Source organism: Burkholderia sp. MS455 (assembly GCF_016899445.1).
In the GTDB taxonomy this organism is placed as follows: Bacteria; Pseudomonadota; Gammaproteobacteria; order Burkholderiales; family Burkholderiaceae; genus Burkholderia; species Burkholderia pyrrocinia_C.
In genome coordinates this window covers 1,040,104-1,060,384 of the sequence record NZ_CP041779.1, presented here as the reverse complement: position 1 = coordinate 1,060,384, position 20,281 = coordinate 1,040,104, and the positions used below count along the sequence as shown (strand labels likewise).

General features: G+C 65.7%; 20 protein-coding genes. 2 read left to right on the top strand and 18 right to left on the bottom strand.

Features of this window, described 5'->3' with window-relative positions:
* Positions 1 to 11: 11 nt before the first annotated feature.
* From FPJ27_RS24100 to FPJ27_RS24085, 4 genes are all read right to left on the bottom strand, one after another.
* A complete protein-coding gene (locus FPJ27_RS24100) occupies positions 12 to 761 on the bottom strand; it encodes an electron transfer flavoprotein subunit beta/FixA family protein (RefSeq protein ID WP_072436048.1) in 750 nt (249 codons plus the stop codon).
* A gap of 228 nt (positions 762 to 989) precedes the next feature.
* Positions 990 to 1,784, bottom strand: a complete 795-nt coding sequence (locus FPJ27_RS24095; protein WP_175963715.1) for a MetQ/NlpA family ABC transporter substrate-binding protein — start codon at positions 1,782 to 1,784, stop codon at positions 990 to 992.
* A 32-nt stretch (positions 1,785 to 1,816) separates the two neighbouring features.
* Complete coding sequence (locus FPJ27_RS24090; protein ID WP_006486982.1) at positions 1,817 to 2,470, bottom strand: methionine ABC transporter permease; 654 nt, start codon at positions 2,468 to 2,470, stop codon at positions 1,817 to 1,819.
* Entirely contained in the window at positions 2,460 to 3,494 is a 1,035-nt protein-coding gene (locus FPJ27_RS24085) for a methionine ABC transporter ATP-binding protein (RefSeq protein WP_034183046.1), read from the bottom strand. Before FPJ27_RS24085 ends, FPJ27_RS24090 begins: the two co-directional genes overlap by 11 nt.
* A 218-nt stretch (positions 3,495 to 3,712) precedes the next feature.
* Between FPJ27_RS24085 and FPJ27_RS24080 the strand changes: the two genes are divergently transcribed.
* Complete coding sequence (locus tag FPJ27_RS24080; protein WP_204425998.1) at positions 3,713 to 4,633, top strand: alpha/beta hydrolase; 921 nt, start codon at positions 3,713 to 3,715, stop codon at positions 4,631 to 4,633.
* Positions 4,634 to 4,664: 31 nt separating this feature from the next.
* Here the strand turns inward: FPJ27_RS24080 and FPJ27_RS24075 are convergent, their stop codons facing one another.
* Positions 4,665 to 5,588, bottom strand: a complete 924-nt coding sequence (locus tag FPJ27_RS24075) for a histone deacetylase family protein (RefSeq protein WP_204425997.1) — start codon at positions 5,586 to 5,588, stop codon at positions 4,665 to 4,667.
* A gap of 43 nt (positions 5,589 to 5,631) precedes the next feature.
* Here FPJ27_RS24075 and mltB point away from each other — a divergent pair, with 43 nt between their 5' ends.
* Positions 5,632 to 6,975: a lytic murein transglycosylase B gene (gene mltB / locus FPJ27_RS24070; protein WP_072436051.1), complete on the top strand. Its 1,344-nt coding sequence runs from the start codon at positions 5,632 to 5,634 to the stop codon at positions 6,973 to 6,975.
* Between the two features lie 66 nt (positions 6,976 to 7,041).
* On the opposite strand, the gene cysM is transcribed toward mltB, so the two are convergent.
* The 13 genes from cysM to pheA all read right to left on the bottom strand — a co-directional run bounded on the left by cysM (position 7,042) and on the right by pheA (position 20,255).
* Positions 7,042 to 7,944 carry a cysteine synthase CysM gene (gene cysM, locus FPJ27_RS24065; protein ID WP_204425996.1) on the bottom strand — a complete coding sequence of 301 codons (903 nt, stop codon included), beginning with the start codon at positions 7,942 to 7,944 and terminating at the stop codon, positions 7,042 to 7,044.
* Between the two features lie 214 nt (positions 7,945 to 8,158).
* On the bottom strand, positions 8,159 to 8,521 hold the full coding sequence (locus FPJ27_RS24060; protein WP_072436053.1) for a helix-hairpin-helix domain-containing protein: 363 nt from the start codon (positions 8,519 to 8,521) through the stop codon (positions 8,159 to 8,161).
* A 73-nt stretch (positions 8,522 to 8,594) separates the two neighbouring features.
* Positions 8,595 to 9,587 carry an ADP-glyceromanno-heptose 6-epimerase gene (gene rfaD / locus FPJ27_RS24055; protein ID WP_072436054.1) on the bottom strand — a complete coding sequence of 331 codons (993 nt, stop codon included), beginning with the start codon at positions 9,585 to 9,587 and terminating at the stop codon, positions 8,595 to 8,597.
* A gap of 63 nt (positions 9,588 to 9,650) precedes the next feature.
* Positions 9,651 to 10,601, bottom strand: a complete 951-nt coding sequence (gene rfaE1 / locus FPJ27_RS24050) for a D-glycero-beta-D-manno-heptose-7-phosphate kinase (protein WP_072436055.1) — start codon at positions 10,599 to 10,601, stop codon at positions 9,651 to 9,653.
* 7 nt (positions 10,602 to 10,608) lie between these two features.
* Positions 10,609 to 12,009, bottom strand: a complete 1,401-nt coding sequence (locus tag FPJ27_RS24045) for a UDP-glucose/GDP-mannose dehydrogenase family protein (RefSeq protein WP_072436056.1) — start codon at positions 12,007 to 12,009, stop codon at positions 10,609 to 10,611.
* A gap of 90 nt (positions 12,010 to 12,099) precedes the next feature.
* A complete protein-coding gene (gene lapB, locus FPJ27_RS24040) occupies positions 12,100 to 13,272 on the bottom strand; it encodes a lipopolysaccharide assembly protein LapB (RefSeq protein ID WP_034183039.1) in 1,173 nt (390 codons plus the stop codon).
* Positions 13,273 to 13,325: 53 nt separating this feature from the next.
* On the bottom strand, positions 13,326 to 13,619 hold the full coding sequence (locus FPJ27_RS24035; RefSeq protein ID WP_034183038.1) for a LapA family protein: 294 nt from the start codon (positions 13,617 to 13,619) through the stop codon (positions 13,326 to 13,328).
* A gap of 209 nt (positions 13,620 to 13,828) precedes the next feature.
* A complete protein-coding gene (locus FPJ27_RS24030) occupies positions 13,829 to 14,152 on the bottom strand; it encodes an integration host factor subunit beta (protein WP_072436057.1) in 324 nt (107 codons plus the stop codon).
* A gap of 22 nt (positions 14,153 to 14,174) precedes the next feature.
* On the bottom strand, positions 14,175 to 15,905 hold the full coding sequence (rpsA, locus tag FPJ27_RS24025) for a 30S ribosomal protein S1 (protein ID WP_006750753.1): 1,731 nt from the start codon (positions 15,903 to 15,905) through the stop codon (positions 14,175 to 14,177).
* A 124-nt stretch (positions 15,906 to 16,029) separates the two neighbouring features.
* Positions 16,030 to 16,716: a (d)CMP kinase gene (gene cmk, locus FPJ27_RS24020; protein WP_072436058.1), complete on the bottom strand. Its 687-nt coding sequence runs from the start codon at positions 16,714 to 16,716 to the stop codon at positions 16,030 to 16,032.
* A 13-nt stretch (positions 16,717 to 16,729) separates the two neighbouring features.
* Positions 16,730 to 18,034, bottom strand: coding sequence for a 3-phosphoshikimate 1-carboxyvinyltransferase (gene aroA / locus FPJ27_RS24015; RefSeq protein WP_034183036.1), 1,305 nt, complete (start codon positions 18,032 to 18,034; stop codon positions 16,730 to 16,732).
* 13 nt (positions 18,035 to 18,047) lie between these two features.
* A complete protein-coding gene (locus tag FPJ27_RS24010; RefSeq protein WP_204425995.1) occupies positions 18,048 to 18,974 on the bottom strand; it encodes a prephenate dehydrogenase/arogenate dehydrogenase family protein in 927 nt (308 codons plus the stop codon).
* A 198-nt stretch (positions 18,975 to 19,172) separates the two neighbouring features.
* Complete coding sequence (gene pheA / locus FPJ27_RS24005) at positions 19,173 to 20,255, bottom strand: prephenate dehydratase (RefSeq protein ID WP_204425994.1); 1,083 nt, start codon at positions 20,253 to 20,255, stop codon at positions 19,173 to 19,175.
* Positions 20,256 to 20,281 lie beyond the last annotated feature (26 nt).

The following is a 20,281-nucleotide window of genomic DNA, read 5'->3' as shown; positions in this document are numbered from 1 at the left end:
TGCGCTCCCTCTTACAGCACCTTGGCTTCGGTCTTCAGCTTCTCGACCAGCGTCTTCACGTCCGGCACCTTCACGCCGGCCGCGCGCTTCGGCGGCTCGACCACCTTCAGCGTCTTCAGACGCGGCGCGACGTCCACGCCCAGGTCTTCCGGCTTCACGATTTCCAGCGGCTTCTTCTTCGCCTTCATGATGTTCGGCAGCGTCACGTAGCGCGGCTCGTTCAGGCGCAGGTCCGTGGTCACGACCGCCGGCAGCGTCAGCGACAGCGTTTCCGCGCCGCCGTCGACTTCGCGCGCAACCGTGGCCTTGCCGTCGGCGACCGTCACCTTCGACGCGAACGTCGCTTGCGGCAGGCCTGCCAGCGCGGCCAGCATCTGGCCCGTCTGGTTCGAATCGTCGTCGATCGCCTGCTTGCCGAGGATCACCAGTTGCGGCTGTTCCTTGTCGACCAGCGCCTTCAGGATCTTCGCGACGGCCAGCGGCTCGACGCTGTCGTTCGACTCGACGAGGATCGCGCGATCCGCACCGATCGCCAGCGCCGTGCGCAGCGTTTCCTGCGCCTGCGTAACGCCCACCGAAACGGCGATCACTTCGGTCGCGACGCCCGCTTCCTTCAGGCGCACCGCTTCTTCAACGGCGATTTCGTCGAACGGGTTCATCGACATCTTCACGTTCGCAATGTCGACGCCCGTGTTGTCCGACTTCACGCGGACCTTCACGTTGTAATCGACCACTCTTTTCACTGGCACCAGGATTTTCATGCACACGCTCCAAAGTTACGAATACGACCAGAGGCCATTCTATAGCGAGGCCTCATGACTGCGCGGCCAAGCGGACCCATCCATCGTGGCTGTCGAGGATACCGCTTCTTGGCGACGCGCCAATGATAGCGAACGGTCGTTCTATTTTAAAAGAGAAAAAACCCGGACGCAAAGCCCGGGTTTTCGATCATCAACTCTAATCCCGCCGGGCGCCCCGCACTCTGCCCGTTACCAGGCGGCAATGACCGCGCCGCCGAACTTGCCTTCGATGAACTGCTTCACGTCGGCCGAATGATAGGCCGCAATCAGTTTCGCGACCCACGGCTTGTTCCGGTCCGCGTCGCGAATCGCGAGGATGTTCGCGTACGGGCCGTTCGGCCCTTCGATCGCGATCGCGTCCTGTTTCGGTTTCAACCCCGCTTCCATCGCGTAGTTGGTATTGATCGCGGCCGCGTCGACGTCGCCGAGCGAGCGCGGAATCTGCGCCGCATCGAGTTCGACGATCTTCAGCTTGCGCGGATTGTCGACGATATCGAGCGGCGTCGCCTTCAGCCCCGCATCCGCGCGCAGTTTCAGGAGGCCCTGCTTTTGCAGCAACAGCAGCGCACGGCCGCCGTTGGTCGGATCGTTCGGGACCGCGATGCGCGCGCCGGGCTTCAGTTCGGTCAGCGACTTCACGCGCTTCGAATAGATGCCCATCGGGAACGTGACAGTATCCGCGACCTTGATCAGCTTGTAGCCGCGATCCTTCACCTGCGCCTGCAGATACGGATCGTGCTGGTAGCTGTTCGCGTCGAGGTCGCCCGACGCGAGCGCCGCGTTCGGCTGCACGTAATCGGAGAATTCGACGATGCGGATCTCGAGGCCGCTCTTCGCCGCGACCTTCTTCACCGCTTCCATGATCTGCGCGTGCGGCCCGCCCGTCACGCCCACCTTGATGGTTTCGGCCTGTGCGTGCGCACCCGCGAACAGCGCGGCTGCGCCGAGTGCCGCCGCGAATTTCAGCATGAAGCGTCGTTGCATCGTCTCTCCCCTATTGGATGATCAATTTCGTCTTATTTGTGGCTCAGCCGGCGGACGAGCCAGTCGCCGAACGACTGCACGATCTGCACGAACACGATCAGGATCGCGACGACCGTCCACATCACTTCCGGCAGATAGCGCTGGTAGCCGTAGCGAATCCCGAGATCGCCGAGCCCGCCGCCGCCGATCGCGCCCGCCATCGCCGAATAGCCGACCAGCGACACGAACGTGATCGTCAGGCCCGCCACGACGCCCGGCAGCGATTCGGGCAACAGCACCTTGAATACAATCTGCGACGTGGTCGCGCCCATCGATTGCGCGGCTTCGATCAGCCCGCGGTCGACTTCGCGCAGCGCCGTCTCGACGAGACGCGCGATGAACGGCGCGGCCGCCAGCGTCAGCGGCACGACCGCCGCGGCCGTGCCAATCGACGAACCCGTGACGAGCCGCGTAAACGGAATCACCGCGACCAGCAGGATGATGAACGGCGTCGAGCGGACCGCGTTCACGATGCCGCCGAGCACGCGATTCACGGCGAGGTTCTGCAGCACGCCCTGGCGATCGGTCAGGTAGAGCAACACGCCGAGCGGCAGACCGACGAGCGCGCCGACCGCTCCGGAGATGCCGACCATGATCAGCGTCTCCCAGAACGACTGCACGAACATATCGAACATCTCACTCAACATACGAAAGCTCCTCTACCACCACACCTTGCTCGCGCAGGAACGCGAGCGCCTGCCCGACCTTGCCCGGCTCGCCGCCCGCGAGCACCGCGAGCGAACCGAATGCCTGCCCCTGGATCTCGTCGATCTGGCCGTGCAGGATGTTGAAATCGAGTTCGTAACGGCGAATCGTCTCCGACAGGATCGGCTGGTCGACACCCGAGCCCGTGAACGCGAGCCGCAGCAGATGCCCGCTGCCCGTCTTCAGCCGCTCGGCCACGCGCACCTTCAGCGCGGGCGGCAGTTCCTGCGCGATCACGTCGCCGATCAGCGCGCGCGTCACTTCGTGATGCGGCTGCAGGAACACGTCGATCACGCGGCCTTCCTCGACCACCCGCCCCGCGTCGAGCACCGCGACGCGATCGCACACCTGCTTGATCACTTCCATCTGGTGCGTGATCAGCACGATCGTCAGGCCGAGCTCGCGGTTGATGCGCTTCAGCAGGTCGAGAATCGAACGCGTGGTCTCGGGATCGAGCGCGGACGTCGCTTCGTCCGACAACAGCACCTTCGGCTGGCTCGCGAGCGCGCGTGCGATGCCGACGCGCTGCTTCTGTCCGCCGCTGATCTGCGCCGGGTAACGATCCTTCTGTGCGGACAGCCCGACGAGGTCGAGCAGCGGCAGCACGGCGGCCTCGATGTCGGCACGGCTTGCGCCGGCCAACTCCAGCGGCAGCGCGACGTTGTCGAACACCGTGCGCGACGACAGCAGGTTGAAGTGCTGGAAGATCATGCCGATCTCGCGGCGCGCCTCGCGCAGCGCGCCAGCCGGCAGCAGCGTGAGATCGCGCCCGCCGACGACGACATTGCCTTCGGTTGGCCTCGTGAGCAGGTTGATGGTGCGCACGAGCGTGCTCTTGCCGGCGCCGCTTCGGCCGATGATGCCGAACACCTCGCCCTGCGGAATCGTCAGGTTGACGTTGTGCAGCGCCTCGACCCAGCCGCTCGGCCCGGGGAAACGCTGCGAAAGATTGCGTAATTCGATCATGTAAACAAAACGGCGGCCGGCTGGCGAGCAGGCCCGCCAGTCGGCCACCGATGCATCTGGAATAGCCGACGATTTTACCGCAAACCCCTCATTCCCCTTAATAATCGATTTCGATCTTTTCATAACCTCACGAAATTAGAGGTGCACCGCTGGCCCGCCGCGGGAGTGTCGCGACTATGATCCGGAACACGCATGCCAACGAACAGGGGACCCGCCAGATGACCGCCACCACCACGCCGGCCGCCGCACCTGCCACCGCCGGATCGGCGCCTGCGTCGCCGCCGGCGCCGAAAATGGGCCGGCTGCGCACCGCGGACGGGCTCGAACTGGCGTCGTACCGCTGGCCGGCCGGCAGCGGCACCGCGCCGCCGCGCGCGACGATCGCGCTCGTGCACGGCCTCGCCGAACACGCGGGCCGTTATGCCGCGCTCGCCGGCCGGCTGAACGCGGCCGGCATCGACGTGCTCGCGATCGATCTGCGCGGGCACGGCCAGTCGCCCGGCAAGCGAGCCTGGGTCGAGCGTTTCGACGATTACCTTGACGATGCGGATGCATTGGTCGCCGAAGCAGCGCGCGGCAATGCGCCGCTGTTCCTGATGGGACACAGCATGGGCGGCGCGGTCGCCGCGCTGTACGCGATAGAACGCGCGCCGGCCAGCGGCCATGCGCTGACGGGCCTCGTGCTGTCGAGCCCGGCGCTCGCACCGGGGCGCGACGTGCCGCGCTGGATGCTCGCGGTGAGCCGCGTCATCAGCCGCGCGTGGCCGACCTTTCCCGCGATCCGGATCGACGCGGCGCTGCTGTCGCGCGATCCGGCCATCGTCGCGGCCAATCGCGCCGATCCGCTCGTGCATCACGGCGCGGTGCCCGCGCGCACCGGCGCGGAGATTCTCGACGCGATGGCGCGTATCGAACGCGGCCGCGGCGCGCTGCGCGTCCCGGTGCTCGTCTATCACGGCACCGAGGACAAGCTGACCGAACCCGACGGCAGCCGTGCGTTCGGCGCGCGAGTCGGCTCGCCCGATCGCACGCTGACGCTATACGAAGGTGGTTTCCACGAAACGATGAACGATCTCGAACGCGATCGCGTGATCGACGCGCTGATCGCGTGGATTCACGCGCGCGTGCCGGCGCGCTGATCAAGCGCACATGCCGGCGGCGGCCCGCCGGTCAGATGCCGGCCAGCACGCGCAGGTGCGCGACGACACTGCGCCCGAGCGCGGACAGGTTGTAGCCGCCCTCGAGACAGCTCACGATGCGGCCCTGCGCATGACGACGCGCCACGTCGACGATCTGCGCGGTCAGCCATTCGAAGTCGGCCTCGACGAGGCCGAGGTTGCCGATGTCGTCCTCGCGATGCGCATCGAAGCCCGCCGACACGAACAGCATCTGCGGCTTGAACGCGTCGAGACGCGGCAGCCAGAATATGTCGACGGCTTCGCGGATCGCCATCCCGTTGCTGCGCGCGGGCATCGGCAGGTTGACCATGTTCGGCGCCTGGTGATCGGCGCCCGAGAACGGGTACAGCGGATGCTGGAAGAAACTGCACATCAGCACGCGCTCGTCGTTTGCAAACGCAGCCTCGGTGCCGTTGCCGTGGTGCACGTCGAAATCGATGATCGCCACACGCTCGATGCCGTGTACGTCGAGCGCATGCCGCGCGGCGATCGCAACGTTGTTGAAGAAACAAAAACCCATCGCGCGCGCGGGCTCCGCATGGTGGCCGGGCGGCCGGACGCTGCAGAACGCATTCGCGTAGCGGCCTTCGATCACCGCATCGGTCGCCGCGATCGCGGCACCGGCTGCGCGCAGCGCCGCGCGCCACGTGTCGCGGTTCATCAGCGTATCGGGATCGATCTCGACGTAGCCGTCGACCGGCGTCATGCTCCGGATGTAGTCGATGTGCGCCTGCGTATGCACACGGCCCAGCGCCACCTCGCTCGCGAACGGCGCGGTTTCGTGCACGATCAGGTCGTCGATGCGGCTCGCAATCAGTTGATCCTGGATCGCCGACAATCGGGCCGGGCATTCCGGATGCCATTCCCCCATCTCGTGCAGCATGCAGTCGGGGTGCGTATAGAAAGCGGTTGCCATAAGCTGTCTTCCGCAGCGCGCGGTGCGCTGCAGGTCTCCATCAATGATGTCCATCGTCTGCCGCGAATTCGCCGCTAACTTACCACAACGGGGCCCCGTTTCGCCCCGGCGCGCCGGATGCGTCGGGTATACTGCGCCGAACCCAATCGCCCCGTCCGCCCGCTTCGACATGAATTCCAGCAAGCCTGCCGCCCTTCTCTCCGCGTTGCTCCGTGTTCGCGCTCCGCTCGTCGTCGCCGCCGTCGCCACAGCCCTCGGCGCCGCGCCTGCCGGCGCGCAGACGCAGCCTGCGAAGCCTGCCGGTACGCGCGTCGCACAGGCCCAGCCCCAGCAGCCGGCGCCGCAAGGCCAGACCTTCGAAGAGGAAATCGTTCCCCAGCGTTACGCGAGCAACGCGAAGGTCGACGCGTTCATCGACGAGATGGTGAGCCGCAACGGCTTCGACTCCGCGAGCCTGCATGCGCTGTTCTCGCGCATCAGCTATTCGGCGACGGCGGTCAAGCTCGTGAAGCCCGCCGCGTCGCCGACGGTCAAGAACTGGCGCGTCTATCGCTCGCGCTTCATCGAGCCGATCCGCATCAATGCGGGCGTGAAGTTCTGGAAGGCCAACCAGGCGACGCTGCAGCGCGCATCCGAGGAATTCGGCGTGCCGCCCGAGGTGATCGTCGGCATCATCGGCGTCGAGACGATCTATGGCCGCTACATGGGCAATTTCCGCGTGCTCGACGCGTTGACGACGCTCACGTTCGACTATCCGGACACGCCGAATCGCGACAGCCGCCAGGCAACGTTCCGCAAGAACCTCGAGGATTTCCTGGTCTGGACCCGCGACAACCAGCTCGACCCGACCACCGTGCTCGGCTCGTATACAGGGGCAATCGGCATTCCGCAGTTTCTGCCGAGCAGCATCCGCGAATATGCGGTCGACTTCGACGGCACGGGCCACGTCGATCTGCGCAGCAGTCCTGTCGACGCGATCGGCAGCGTCGCGAACTACCTGAAGCAGCACGGCTGGGAAACCGACCGCCCGGTGGTCTGGCAGATCACGCCCGATACGGGCAGCCTGGGGATCGCACAGGCCGCCGCCGACGGCCAGCCCGAACCGCACTGGGCACTGTCGCAACTGATGCGCGCGGGCATGACGCTGAACGAACCGGCGGTCAATATCACGACCGAAGCCGCCACGCCGGTGACCGTGGTCGACCTGCCGTCGCCGGGGCGCGCGACCGAATACATGCTCGGGCTGAAGAATTTCTACGTGCTGACGCGCTACAACCGCAGCTTCTTCTACGCACTTACCGTGTACCAGCTCGGCGAGGCCGTGAAGGCGCAGATGGAAGCGAGCGGCGCGCTGAAGCCGGCCAACGCAGACGAGCAAGCGCAGTAGGCAACGCACCCGCCCAAACAAAAACCGCCGCAACTGCGGCGTTTTTTTATCGCGTGCGGGACGGGTTCAGGCCGGGAACACGCCCGTGGACAGATAGCGGTCGCCGCGATCGCAAACGATGAACACGATCGTCGCGTTCTCGACCTGACGCGCGATGCGCATCGCGACTTCGCACGCGCCGCCCGACGAAATGCCCGCGAAGATGCCTTCGACAGCCGCCAGCCGGCGCGCCATCGTTTCGGAGGCGGCCTGGCTCACGCTCTCGACGCGGTCGACGCGGCTGCGATCGAAGATCGTCGGCAGATAGGCTTCCGGCCACTTGCGGATGCCTGGAATGCGCGAACCTTCTTCCGGCTGCGCACCGACGATCTCGATCGCGGGATTCCGTTCCTTCAGATACTGCGACACGCCCATGATCGTGCCGGTCGTGCCCATCGCCGACACGAAGTGCGTCACCCGCCCGTCGGTGTCGCGCCAGATCTCCGGACCGGTCGCTTCGTAGTGCGCGACCGGGTTGTCGGGGTTGGCGAACTGATCGAGGATCACGCCCTTGCCCTCGCGTTGCATCTGGTCCGCCAGGTCACGCGCCAGTTCCATCCCGCCCTTCATCGGCGTGAGGATGATCTCGGCTCCATAGGCCGCCATGCTCTGGCGGCGCTCGACTGACAGGTCCTCCGGCATGATCAGCACCATCTTGTAGCCGCGAATCGCCGCTGCCATCGCGAGCGCGATGCCCGTGTTGCCGCTCGTCGCCTCGATCAGCGTATCGCCCGGCTTGATGCGCCCGCGCGCCTCGGCCTTGCTGATCATCGACAGCGCCGGACGATCCTTCACCGAACCGGCCGGATTGTTGCCTTCGAGCTTCGCGAGCACCACGTTGTTGCGCGCGCGAATCTCGTCGTCCGGCAAGCGGACCAGTTGCACGAGCGGCGTATTGCCGATCGTGTCTTCGATAGTTTTGTAAGCCATGGGTATACCGTGAGTACGAGGCCGATCAATCGGTCGATTGTAAACCAGCACCGCCGCTCGCGCCGGCAACCCCTTTGCGACGATGGAATACGCATGCCGCGCGATTCGCGATCGCCGCGCACGCAGCGCGCACGCAAAAAACCCGCGGCATGCCGCGGGAAGCCGTCGCAATGACGGCGACTGAAGGAGCTCTTTGTCGGTCGCGCGCGACGCGTTACTTCTGCGCAGTGCGGGCAGGTGCCGCGGCGGGCTTTGCTGCTGCCGCCTTGCCCGCGACCGGCGCGGCTGCAGTGCCCGAGCCGGCCGCGCCTGCGCCGGCCGCACCTATCGTCAGCCCTTCCTGCTGAAGTCGCTCGACGGTATGGCCGCCCATGCCTTTCACGCGTGACGCGAGATCGTCCGCACTCCTGAACGGACCGCGCGCGCCGCGTTCGTCCAGAATCGCCTTCGCCCGCGCCGGGCCGATGCCCTTGATGCCGACGAGCGCATCCTCGTTCGCGGTGTTGACGTCGACGGCCGCCCAGGCCGACGCGACTGCGCCGAGCATGACCGCTGCGGCAAACCATTTTCTGATCATGTGCTGGATCTCCGATGAAAACGGCCGGCGGCTGCCGACCGTGAGACCCAGTCTATCGATGCAACGCTTCCGTTTAAACCTGGCCGGACAGCCAACGAACGTAGCGGTCGACGCCTTCCTGCACGGTCAGGAACGGTGCGTCGTAGCCGGCCGCGCGCAGTTTCGTCTGGTCGGCCTGCGTGAAGCACTGGTACTTGCCGCGCAACGCATCGGGGAACGGCACGTATTCGATCAGCCCCTGCTCGACCTGCTGCGCGAGCGTCAGCGGCGGCAGGTTGTCAAGCGCACGCAGCGTATTCACGACCGTCGACGCGATATCGTTGAACGGCTGCGCACGGCCCGTGCCGAGGTTGAAGATGCCTGACTTCTCCGGGTGATCGAAGAAGAACAGGTTCACCTTCGCGACGTCCTCGACCGACACGAAATCGCGCGTCTGTTCGCCCGGTGCATAGCCGTTGTACTCGCCGAACAGCTTCACCTTGCCTTCCGCGCGGAACTGGTTGAAGTTGTGGAACGCAACCGACGCCATGCGGCCCTTGTGCGTTTCGCGCGCGCCGTACACGTTGAAATAGCGGAAGCCGGCGATCTGGCTCTTCGCGGTCGGCAGCACGCGACGGATCACCTGGTCGAACAGGAACTTCGAATAGCCGTACACGTTCAGCGGCGCCTCGACGTCGCGCTCCTCGACGAAACGCGTCGAGCCGCCGTAGATCGCGGCCGACGACGCGTACAGGAACTGCGCGCCCTGTGCGAGGCACGTGTCGAGCACTGCGCGACTGTAGCGGAAGTTGTTGTCCATCATGTAGCGGCCGTCGGTTTCCATCGTGTCCGAACAGGCGCCTTCGTGGAACACCGCGCGCACCTTGCCGAAATCGCCGCGCGCAAAGCGTTCGACGAATTCCGTCTTGTCGAGATAATCGTCGATCTCGCAATCGACGAGATTGCGGAACTTGTCCGCGCGCGTCAGGTTGTCGACCGCGATGATGCGCGTCTCGCCGCGCTCGTTGAGCGCCTTGACGATGTTCGCGCCGATAAAACCGGCTGCGCCGGTGACGATGAGGGTCATGATCGTCCTGCCTGAAAAGTGCGAGCTACTCGTGCGGCGTGCTCGTCGCGCCGCCGAATGCGCTCAGTGAAACAGTTCGTCGTAGTCCACCGTGGCCGTGCCGAGCTTGCCGACCACGATGCCTGCCGCGCGATTCGCGAGCACGACCGCGTCGACGAGCGGCACGCCTGCGCCGAGCATCGTCGCGACCGTCGCGATCACGGTATCGCCCGCGCCCGACACGTCGAACACCTCGCGCGCGAGCGCCGGTGCGTGCAGTTCACCGGTGGCGGAAAAGAGCGTCATGCCCTCTTCCGAACGCGTGAGCAGCAGCGCGTCGATGCCGAGTTCCGCACGCAGATTCGCGACACGCGCGCGCAGGTCGTCTTCCGATTTCCACTGCCCGACCACTTCGCGCAACTCCGCGCGATTCGGCGTGATCAGCGACGCGCCGCGGTAGCGCGCCCAGTCGTCGCCCTTCGGGTCGACGAGGACGGCCTTGCCGGCCGCACGCGCTTTCTCGATCATCGTCGTGACGTGTGTCAGGCCGCCCTTCGCGTAATCCGACATCAGCACGACGTCGTGCTGCGGCAGCAGCGCGTCGAAGCGCGCGAGCCCTGCGAGCAGCACCTCGTGCGTCGGCATCGCCTCGAAGTCGACGCGCAGCAGTTGCTGCTGGCGTGCGAGCACGCGCAGCTTGATCGTGGTCGGCAGCGTCGGGTCGCGCTCGAGATACGGCGTCACGCCGCTGCTGCCGAGCAGCTCGACGATCCGCTCGCCGGGTTCGTCGCAACCGACGACGCACAGCAATCCGGCCTGGCCGCCGAGCGTCACGGCATTGCGCGCGACGTTGGCCGCACCGCCGAGCCGCTCTTCCTGACGCTGCACGTGCACGACCGGCACGGGCGCTTCCGGCGAAATTCGATCGACGTTGCCGAACCAGTAACGGTCGAGCATCACGTCGCCGACGACAAGCACACGCGAGCGCGCAAGCTGCGCGCGCGGCACCGGAACGACTTCGCGGAGAGTATTCATCGTGTGATCAGCCACGGGAAAACGACTGGGGATCGACATACGGCCGGCCGATCGCATAGTAGTCGATGCCCAGTTCGGCCATCGCGTCCGGCTCGTACAGGTTGCGCCCGTCGAAAATCACCGGCGCCTTCAGTTCGGCTTTCAGGCGCGTGAAATCGGGGCTCCGGAATTCCTTCCATTCGGTCACGATCACGAGCGCGTCCGCACCCGTCACGGCGACGTCCTGCGTATCGACGAGCTGCAGCCGCGCGAGCGCGTCCGCATCGTCGCCGAAATCCAGCGCGAACACGCGCCGCGCCTCGTCGACCGCGACCGGATCGTACGCGCGCACGATCGCGCCGCGCTCGAGCAGCGCGGCGATCAGGCGGCGGCTCGGCGCCTCGCGCATGTCGTCGGTGTTCGGCTTGAACGCCAGGCCCCAGACCGCGAACTCGCGGCCGGTCAGGTCGGCGCCGAAGCGCTGCTCGATCTTGCCGATCAGCACGTCCTTCTGCGCATGGTTGGCCGCCTCGACGGCTTCCAGGATGCGCAGCGGCTGGCCGTTCTCGCCCGCAGTGCGAATCAGCGCCTGGACGTCCTTCGGGAAGCACGAGCCGCCGTAGCCGACGCCCGCGTACAGGAAGTGATAGCCGATACGCGGATCGGAGCCGATCCCGCGGCGCACGGCCTCGATGTCGGCGCCGACCTTGTCGGCAAGATTCGACATTTCGTTCATGAACGAGATACGCGTCGCAAGCATTGCATTCGCTGCATATTTCGCGAATTCGGCCGAACGAACGTCCATGTAGATCGTCCGCTCGTGGTTGCGGTTGAACGGTGCGTAAAGCTTTTTCATCTTCTCGCGCGCGATCGTGCCCGTCTCGTCGCCGTCGACACCGATGATGATCCGGTCAGGGCGCATGAAGTCCTCGACCGCGGCGCCTTCCTTCAGGAATTCCGGGTTCGACACGACCGAGAAGCGATGCGCGACGCTGCCCCCGAGCCCGCGCGCGGCAAGTGCCTCGTCGACCACGCCGCGCACGCGCTGCGCGGTGCCGACCGGCACCGTCGACTTGTCGACGATCACCTTGAAGCCCGTCATGTGGCGGCCGATGTTGCGCGCGGCTTCGAGCACGTATTGGAGGTCGGCCGAGCCGTCCTCGTCGGGCGGCGTACCGACCGCAATGAACTGGATCTCGCCGTGCGCGACGCTCGCCTCGAGGTCGGTCGAAAAGCGCAGGCGCCCCGCCGCACGGTTGCGCGCGATGATGTCCAGCAGCCCCGGTTCATGAATCGGCATCCCGCCGTTATTCAGGATGTCGATCTTGCGCGAATCGACGTCGAGACAGAAGACGTCGTGACCGATCTCCGCGAGGCATGCGCCCGTGACGAGGCCGACATAGCCGGTGCCGATGATGGTGATTTTCATAGATGTTCCGGTACTTCCCGGTAATTGACTAACTTGGCCGCCGGGACGAACCCGGCGACAACCGCTGCGCGTTGGCTCCGCGTGCCGGGATCAGCTCGACATCGCAGGTTCGACGCGGCGCGGCGCATAGGTTTCCCAGCCGCTGCATCCGGGGCACTGCCAGTAGAAGAGCCGCGCCCGGAAACCGCAATTCTGGCACGTATACCGTGGCAGATTTTTCGTGCGCTGCTTGATCAGCGCACGCATCATTTCAAGTTCCTTACGACGCGGTTCGTCGGCCGCCGCGATCTGCGCATCGAGCAGGTGCAGCATCCCCGACAGGTTCGGCGACTTCTCCATCTGCGCGCGCGCGAGCGTGTGCGCCGCGTCCTGGCCGCGCAACCCCGCGATATGCTGATAGGCGATGTCGAGCAGGTCGTTCGACGGATAGCGGTCGACATACCCCATCAGCAGCTCCGCGCCGTCGACGTTCTTGCCGAGCGCGACATAGGCCTTCATCAGCTTGTCGGCGACGAGCGGCAGATACGCCGGGTTCTGCGCTTCGACTCGCTTCCAGTGCTCGATCGCAGCCGCGTGATTGCCCTCCGCCTCCGCGGCATCGCCGGACAGGATCGTCGCGCGAACGTTCTGCGGGTTCACGGTCAGCGCGAGCCGCAGTTGCTCTGCTGCCGCGGCCGCGTTCTTGCGCTGCAGCGCGTCCTGCGCGAGTTCGCAGTGAAACTGCGCGATTTCGGTGCCGAGCGGTTTGTCGCTCATCGACTCGATGCGCTTCGCGGTATCGATCGACTTGTTCCAGTCCTTCTCGATCTCGTAGATCGTCAGCAGCGCCCGCTGTGCGCCAAGCGCGTAGTCGCCGTCGGCGAGCTTGTGGAACGCCTCCTCGGCGCGATCGAGCAGGCCGGCCTTGAGGAAATCCTGGCCGAGCTCGTACAGCGCGTGGTCGCGCTCGTTGACCGGCAGGTCCGTACGGCTCAGCAGGTTCTGGTGCACGCGGATTGCACGGTCGGTTTCGCCGCGACGGCGGAACAGGTTGCCGAGCGCGAAGTGCAGCTCAACCGTCTCGGGGTCGAGCTTGGCGACCTCGATGAACGCGTCGATCGCCTTGTCGGGTTGTTCGTTCAACAGAAAATTCAGGCCGCGAAAATACGATCGCGGCAGGTTGGCACTCTCCGACAGGAGATTCTTCAGGTCATAGCGTGACGCCGCCCAACCGAGCGCGAACGCAACCGGAATCGCGAGCAACCACCAAAAATCCAGATCCATGCGAAATATCGAAGCAGAGACGAAAACCGCGCGATTATCGCGCGGCGTCCGTGTTAAATGACGGGCGGCATCGGCGGCTGGTCGATGACGGCAGGCGTTTCGCGCGCCGCGCGCAGATCGCGCTTCAGGCGCCCGTTCTCGAGACGCAGACGGAAGATCGAAGGCAGCGCGGACAGCAGGCCGGCCAGCAGCCCCACGACGAAGAACGCGAGGCCGATCAGGATCAGCGGCGCTTGCCATGCATAGCCGGCAACAAAATTCAGCGTCGCGGTTTGCGTATTGGCCAGCGCGAGCACCAGCAGCAGCACGAACACCAATACCCGGATCAGCCAGACGATAAACTTCATGAAGCCCTCTCTTTGTTGAGGTTTGCCGCGGCGCGCGACTCCCCTTCGTCGCACCGAATCGACCCGTATTGTAAAGGAAGCGTTTCCGCGGCTGCGCAGATCCTGCGCGCCCCATTGCGCCACGATCGCCGGAAATGAAAAAAGCGCCCGCTAGGGGCGCTTTTTTCTTCAGCCTTCGCCGGTCAGGTTCCGGGCAAACCGAACGACGCTCAACGCTCGTCGTCCGGATCGTCAGCCTTCAGCGGCTCACCGGCGCGGCCGTCGACGCGTTCACGCAATTCCTTGCCAGGCTTGAAGTGCGGCACGAACTTCTCGGGCACCTGCACTTTCTCCCCCGACTTCGGGTTGCGTCCGACACGCGCCGGGCGACGGTTGAGGCCGAAGCTGCCGAAACCCCGAATTTCGATGCGATGCCCTTTCGCCAGGGCTTCAGACATTGCATCGAGCATCGTTTTCACCGCGAAATCCGCATCCTTGAGGACAAGTTGCGGAAATCGCGATGCCAGCTGCGCGACCAACTCGGATTTGGTCATACTTCAGCAGACCTCGTGAGGCTTACTGGTTCTGGCCGTCGAGCTTCGCCTTCAGCAGCGCGCCGAGGTTGGTCGTACCGGTCGCAGCAGCGCTGGAGTCCGATTGCAGGCCGCGGATCGCTTCCTGTTGTTCGGCCGAATCCTTCGCCTTGATCGACAGGTTGATGCCGCGCGACTTGCGATCGATGTTGATCACCATCGCGTTGACCTTGTCGCCTTCCTTCAGCACGTTGCGTGCGTCTTCGACGCGATCCTGCGAGATTTCCGATGCGCGCAGGTAGCCTTCGATGTCGCCCGTCAGCGTGATGACCGCACCCTTCGCATCGACCGTCTTCACAACGCCGTCGACGATCGAGCCCTTGTCGTTCATTGCAACGTAGTTGCTGAACGGGTCGCCTTCGAGTTGCTTGATGCCGAGCGAAATACGCTCCTTCTCGACGTCGATACCGAGCACGATTGCTTCGACTTCGTCGCCCTTCTTGTACTTGCGAACGGCTTCTTCGCCGGCTTCGCTCCACGACAGGTCCGACAGGTGGACCAGGCCGTCGATGCCGCCCGGCAGACCGATGAACACGCCGAAGTCGGTGATCGACTTGATTGCGCCCGTGATCTTGTCGCCCTTCTTGAAGTTGCGGCTGAAGTCATCCCACGGATTCGGCTTGCACTGCTTCATGCCGAGGCTGATACGACGGCGGTCTTCGTCGATCTCGAGGACCATGACTTCGACTTCGTCGCCGAGCTGGACAACCTTCGACGGAGCAACGTTCTTGTTGGTCCAGTCCATTTCCGACACGTGGACGAGGCCTTCGATGCCCGATTCCACTTCGACGAATGCGCCGTAGTCGGTGATGTTCGTGACCTTGCCGAACAGGCGCGTGCCCGACGGGTAACGGCGCGAGATGCCTTCCCACGGATCGTCGCCCAGTTGCTTGATGCCCAGCGAGACGCGGTTCTTCTCTTGGTCGAACTTGAGGATCTTCGCGGTGACTTCCTGGCCAACCGACAGGACTTCGCTCGGGTGACGCACACGACGCCATGCGATGTCGGTGATGTGCAGCAGGCCGTCGATGCCGCCGAGGTCGACGAACGCACCGTAGTCGGTGATGTTCTTGACCACGCCGTTGACGATCGCGCCTTCCTTCAGCGTCTCGAGCAGCTTCGCGCGCTCTTCGCCTTGCGTCGCTTCGATCACTGCACGACGCGACAGCACGACGTTGTTACGCTTGCGATCAAGCTTGATCACGCGGAACTCGAGCGTCTTGCCTTCGTACGGGGTCGTGTCCTTGACCGGACGCGTGTCGACCAGCGAACCCGGCAGGAACGCGCGGATGCCGTTGACCATCACGGTCATGCCGCCCTTCACCTTGCCGGTGATCGTGCCGGTGACGAGTTCGTTGTTGTCGAGGGCCTTTTCCAGCGACAGCCACGATGCAAGGCGCTTCGCCTTGTCGCGCGACAGGATCGTGTCGCCGTAGCCGTTTTCGAGTGCGTCGATCGCGACGGACACGAAATCGCCCGACTGCACCTCAACCTCGCCCTGATCGTTCAGGAATTCCTCGATCGGAATGTAAGCCTCGGACTTCAGGCCTGCATTGACGACCACGAAGTTGTGGTCGACGCGCACGACTTCGGCGGAAATCACTTCGCCGGCGCGCATGTCTTGGCGGGTCAGCGACTCTTCGAACAGAGCCGCAAAGGATTCGGTATTCGGGGTGGAGGTTTGCAGGTCGGACATAAAAATCTGATTGTGCATGGCTCGCTGTGCCACGCCGGCCGGAATGGCAGGCTGAAAGGGCCAGATCGAAAACCACACGGGGTTAAGGGTTCGAAACACGCTCCGCGCTTGCGACGCGGGGCACCTACCGCTGCCTGCCTTCTCAGGCGGGCTGACCGAGCGCCCGGTACCACTGCAGCACCTGGTCGACTGCTTCATCGACCGAAAGTGCCGACGTATCCAGCAGCTCGGCATCTGCCGCGGGCTTCAGCGGTGCGGCCGCGCGATTGCTGTCGCGCGCGTCACGTTCACGAAGATCCCGGAGCAAGTCATCTATATTAGCAGAAAAACCTTTTTGCATCAATTGCTTATGCCGTCTGGCCGCGCGCGCCTCGGCGCTGGCCGTCAGGAACACCTTCAGCACGGCGTCCGGGAAGATCACCGTACCCATGTCGCGGCCGTCGGCAACGAGGCCCGGCGTCTTGCGGAACGCGCGCTGGCGCGCGACCAGCGCGGTGCGCACGGGCCCGTGCACGGCAATGGCCGACGCGCGGTTGCCGACCGCTTCGGCGCGGATGTCGTTCGACACGTCGATGCCGTCGAGCTGCGCGCAGCCTTCGCGGAACGTGATGTGGAGATCGTCGATCAGTTTCACCAGTGCGTCAATGTCCTCCGCCGCGATGCCGTAGCGCACGCTTGCGAGCGCCGCAAGACGGTACAGCGCACCGCTGTCGAGCAGATGGAAGCCAAGGTGCGCGGCGACGAGCGCCGCGACGGTGCCCTTGCCGGAAGCGGTCGGGCCGTCGATCGTGATGACGGGAGTCGGGTGAAAGGGTCGGGTCGATTTCATCGGAACAGTCGGGTCAGGCTTTGGCGAGCGCGGCGAAGCGGTCGAAATAGTCGGGGAACGTCTTGCCGACGCACTTCGGATCGTTGATCCGCACGGGCACGCCGCCCAGGCTGACGAGCGAGAAGCACATCGCCATCCGGTGATCGTCGTACGTGTCGATCGCCGCGTTCGGCGTGAGCTTTTCCGGCGGCGTGACGACGAGATAGTCGGGACCTTCCTCGACGATCGCGCCGACCTTGCGCAGTTCGGTCGCCATCGCGGCGATGCGGTCGGTCTCCTTCACGCGCCAGCTCGCGATGTTGCGCAGCGTGCTCGTGCCGCTCGCGAACAGCGCCGCAACCGCGATGGTCATCGCCGCATCGGGGATCAGGTTGAAGTCCATGTCGATCGGCTCGAGCTTGCCGTGGTCGTGGCCGATGCCTCGCACGTCGATCCAGTCGTCGCCCATCGTCACGTTCGCGCCCATCTGCATCAGCGCGTTCGCGAAGCCGACGTCGCCCTGGATGCTCGCACGCCCCACGCCCTCGACGCGCAGCGGGCCGCCGCCAAGCGCGCCGGCCGCGAGGAAGTACGATGCGGACGACGCATCGCCCTCGACCATGATCCGCCCCGGCGAGCGGTAGCGGACGCCGGCCGGCACGACGAAGCGCTGCCAGCCGTCGCGCTCGACGACCACGCCGAAACGCTCCATCAGCCGGATCGTGATGTCGATGTAAGGCTTCGAGATCAGCTCGCCGTCGACCTCGACGACGATCTTGCCGTCCTTCGCCTTCACGAGCGGCAGCGTCATCAGCAGCGCCGTGAGGAACTGGCTCGACACGTCGCCGCGCACGCGGATCGGCGCATCGACCGAAATCGTCGCGGGCCTGATCCGCAGCGGCGGGTAGCCTTCGTTCAGTTCGTAATCGATCCGCGCGCCGATCTGCCGCAGGCCGTCGACGAGATCGCCGATCGGCCGCTCGTGCATGCGCGGCACGCCGTGCACGCGGTAGTCGCCGCCGTTCACCGCGAGCGCCGCGGTCAGCGGCCGCACGGCCGTGCCCGCGTTGCCGAGGAACAGGTCGGCAGTCTTCGCGGTGAACGCGCCGCGCGTGCCCGTGACGACGCAGGTGTCGCCGTCGCGCGCGAGCTTCACGCCGAGCTTGCCGAGTGCATCGAGCATCACGCGCGTGTCGTCGGAGTCGAGCAGATTGGTGATCGTCGTTTCGCCTTCGGCAAGCGCAGCGAGCAGCAGCACGCGGTTCGAGATGCTCTTCGAGCCGGGCAGGCGCACGGTGCCCGATGCGCTGGAGTACGGGCCGAGATCGAGATAGTCCATGGGAATCGTCCTGTTATTTCTTGACCGGTTCGGCAGCGGGCGTGCCGCCACGCTCCTGCCATGCCTTGCGTGCGGCACGCGAGCGCGTGAACACGGCTTCGAGCGCCGCGCCGTCGCCGGCGTCGATCGCCTCGCGCAGCCGCGCGAGCACGCGCGTGTAGCCGTCGAGTTCGTCGAGCAGCGCCGCGCGGTTCGCGACGCACACGTCGCGCCACATCTCCGGGCTCGATGCCGCGATGCGCGTGAAATCGCGGAAGCCGCCCGCCGCGTACGAGAATTTGAGTTCCGCGTCCGTCTCGCCGAGGATCTGTTCGACGAGCGCAAACGACAGCACGTGCGGCAGATGGCTGATCGACGCAAACACGCGGTCGTGCTGCCCGGTGCTCATCGTGCGCACGTCGGCGCCGGTCGCGCGCCACATCGCGTCGATCCGCGCGATCGATTCGGGCGCGTTCTCCGGCAGCGGGCACAGCACGACGTTGCGGCCGACGTACAGGTCCGGCAACGCGGCCTCGACGCCGCTCGACTCGCGGCCGGCGATCGGATGCCCCGGCACGAACTGTGCGATCCGCGCGCCGAGCGCTTCGCGCGCGGCGGCGGCGACATCGGATTTGGTGCTGCCCGCATCGGTGACGATCGTCGCATCGGCGAGCCACGGCGCGATGCGCGCGAGCAGCGGGCCCGTCTGCGCGACGGGTGCGGCCAGCAGCACGAGATCGGCGCCCGCCAGCGCATCGCGCAACTGCGCGTCGTCGTCGAGCGCCGCCGCGCGGTCGATCACGCCGAGCGACAGCGCACGCTCGACCGATGCGCGCGAACGGCCCACGCCGACGATCTCGCCCGCGCCGCCCGGCGCGCGCTCGCGCAGCGCGCGGGCCAGCGATCCGCCGATCAGGCCGACACCGAAGATGACCAGTTTGTTGAATGCAAAGCCTGACACGACAAGAGCCAAGTTACGCGCGCGGAACGACGCCCCGCACACGGAATTCCAGATTCCGGGCAACGGGCCCGCACCCGGCGCGACCTGCACCGGATGCCGCCCGAACCCGCCTTCGACAGCGCCGACCGGCCTGCCCTGCCCGCCGGCCGCCACGCCTGCGCGAGCAGGCGCCGGGCGCCGGGCGCCGGGCGCCGCGCGTCAGCGTGCGCTCGGATACGAGCCGAGTATCTTCAGGAACGCGGCCTTCTGGCCGAGTTCCGTGAGTGCGGCCGCGACTGCCGCATCATCGCGGTGCCCTTCGATGTCGATGTAGAAGTAGTACTCCCACGTGCCGACGCGTGCCGGACGCGACTCGAAGCGCGTCATCGACACACCGTGCCGCGCGAGCGGTTCGAGCAGCTTGAACACGGCGCCCGGCTCGTTCTTCACCGACACGATCAGCGACGTCTGATCATGACCGCTTTGCCCGGCCGGCTGCTTGCCGATGATCACGAAGCGCGTGCGGTTGTGCGGATCGTCCTGGATCTGCGAAAACGCGATCTGCAAGCCGTAATGCGCGGCCGCGCGGTCACCCGCGATCGCCGCGACGGTCGGATCGGCCGCCGCGAGACGCGCGGCCTCCGCGTTGCTCGCCACGGCCTGCCGCTCGAGCTGCGGCGCATTCGCGGCGAGCCACTGCTGGCATTGCGCGAGCGCCTGCGCATGCGCGCAGACGCGCTTCACGCCGTCGAGCGTGCCGCTCTGCGTGAGCAGGTTGTGGTGGATGGGCAGCGCGAGCTCGCCGCTGATCAGTAGTTGCGTCTGCAGCAGCAGGTCGAGCGTGCGCGACACGGCCCCTTCGGTCGAATTCTCGACCGGCGCGATGCCGAACGCGGACGCACCGGCCTCGACCGAACGGAACACCTCGTCGATCGACGGGCACGGCAGCCCTTCGATCGACTGGCCGAAATACTCGAACATCGCCTGTTCGCTATACGTGCCGACCGGCCCGAGGAACGCGACGTGGATCGTCTGCTCGAGCGCGCGGCTCGCCGCCATGATCTCGCGCCAGATTGCGCCGATGTGCTCGCTCTCGAGCGGCCCCGCGCTCATGTCCTGCAGCCGCGCGATCACCTGCAGCTCGCGCTCCGGCCGGAACACCGGCGCGTTGAAATGCTTCTTGACCTCGCCCACCTCCAGCGCCACCGCGGCGCGCTGGTTCAGGAGCGCGATCAGCTGCGCGTCGATCGCGTCGATGCGATCGCGCAGCGGTTTCAGGCGGGAATTCAGTTCGTCGTCCATGCGTTTTGCCGTGCTGTTTGAACAGC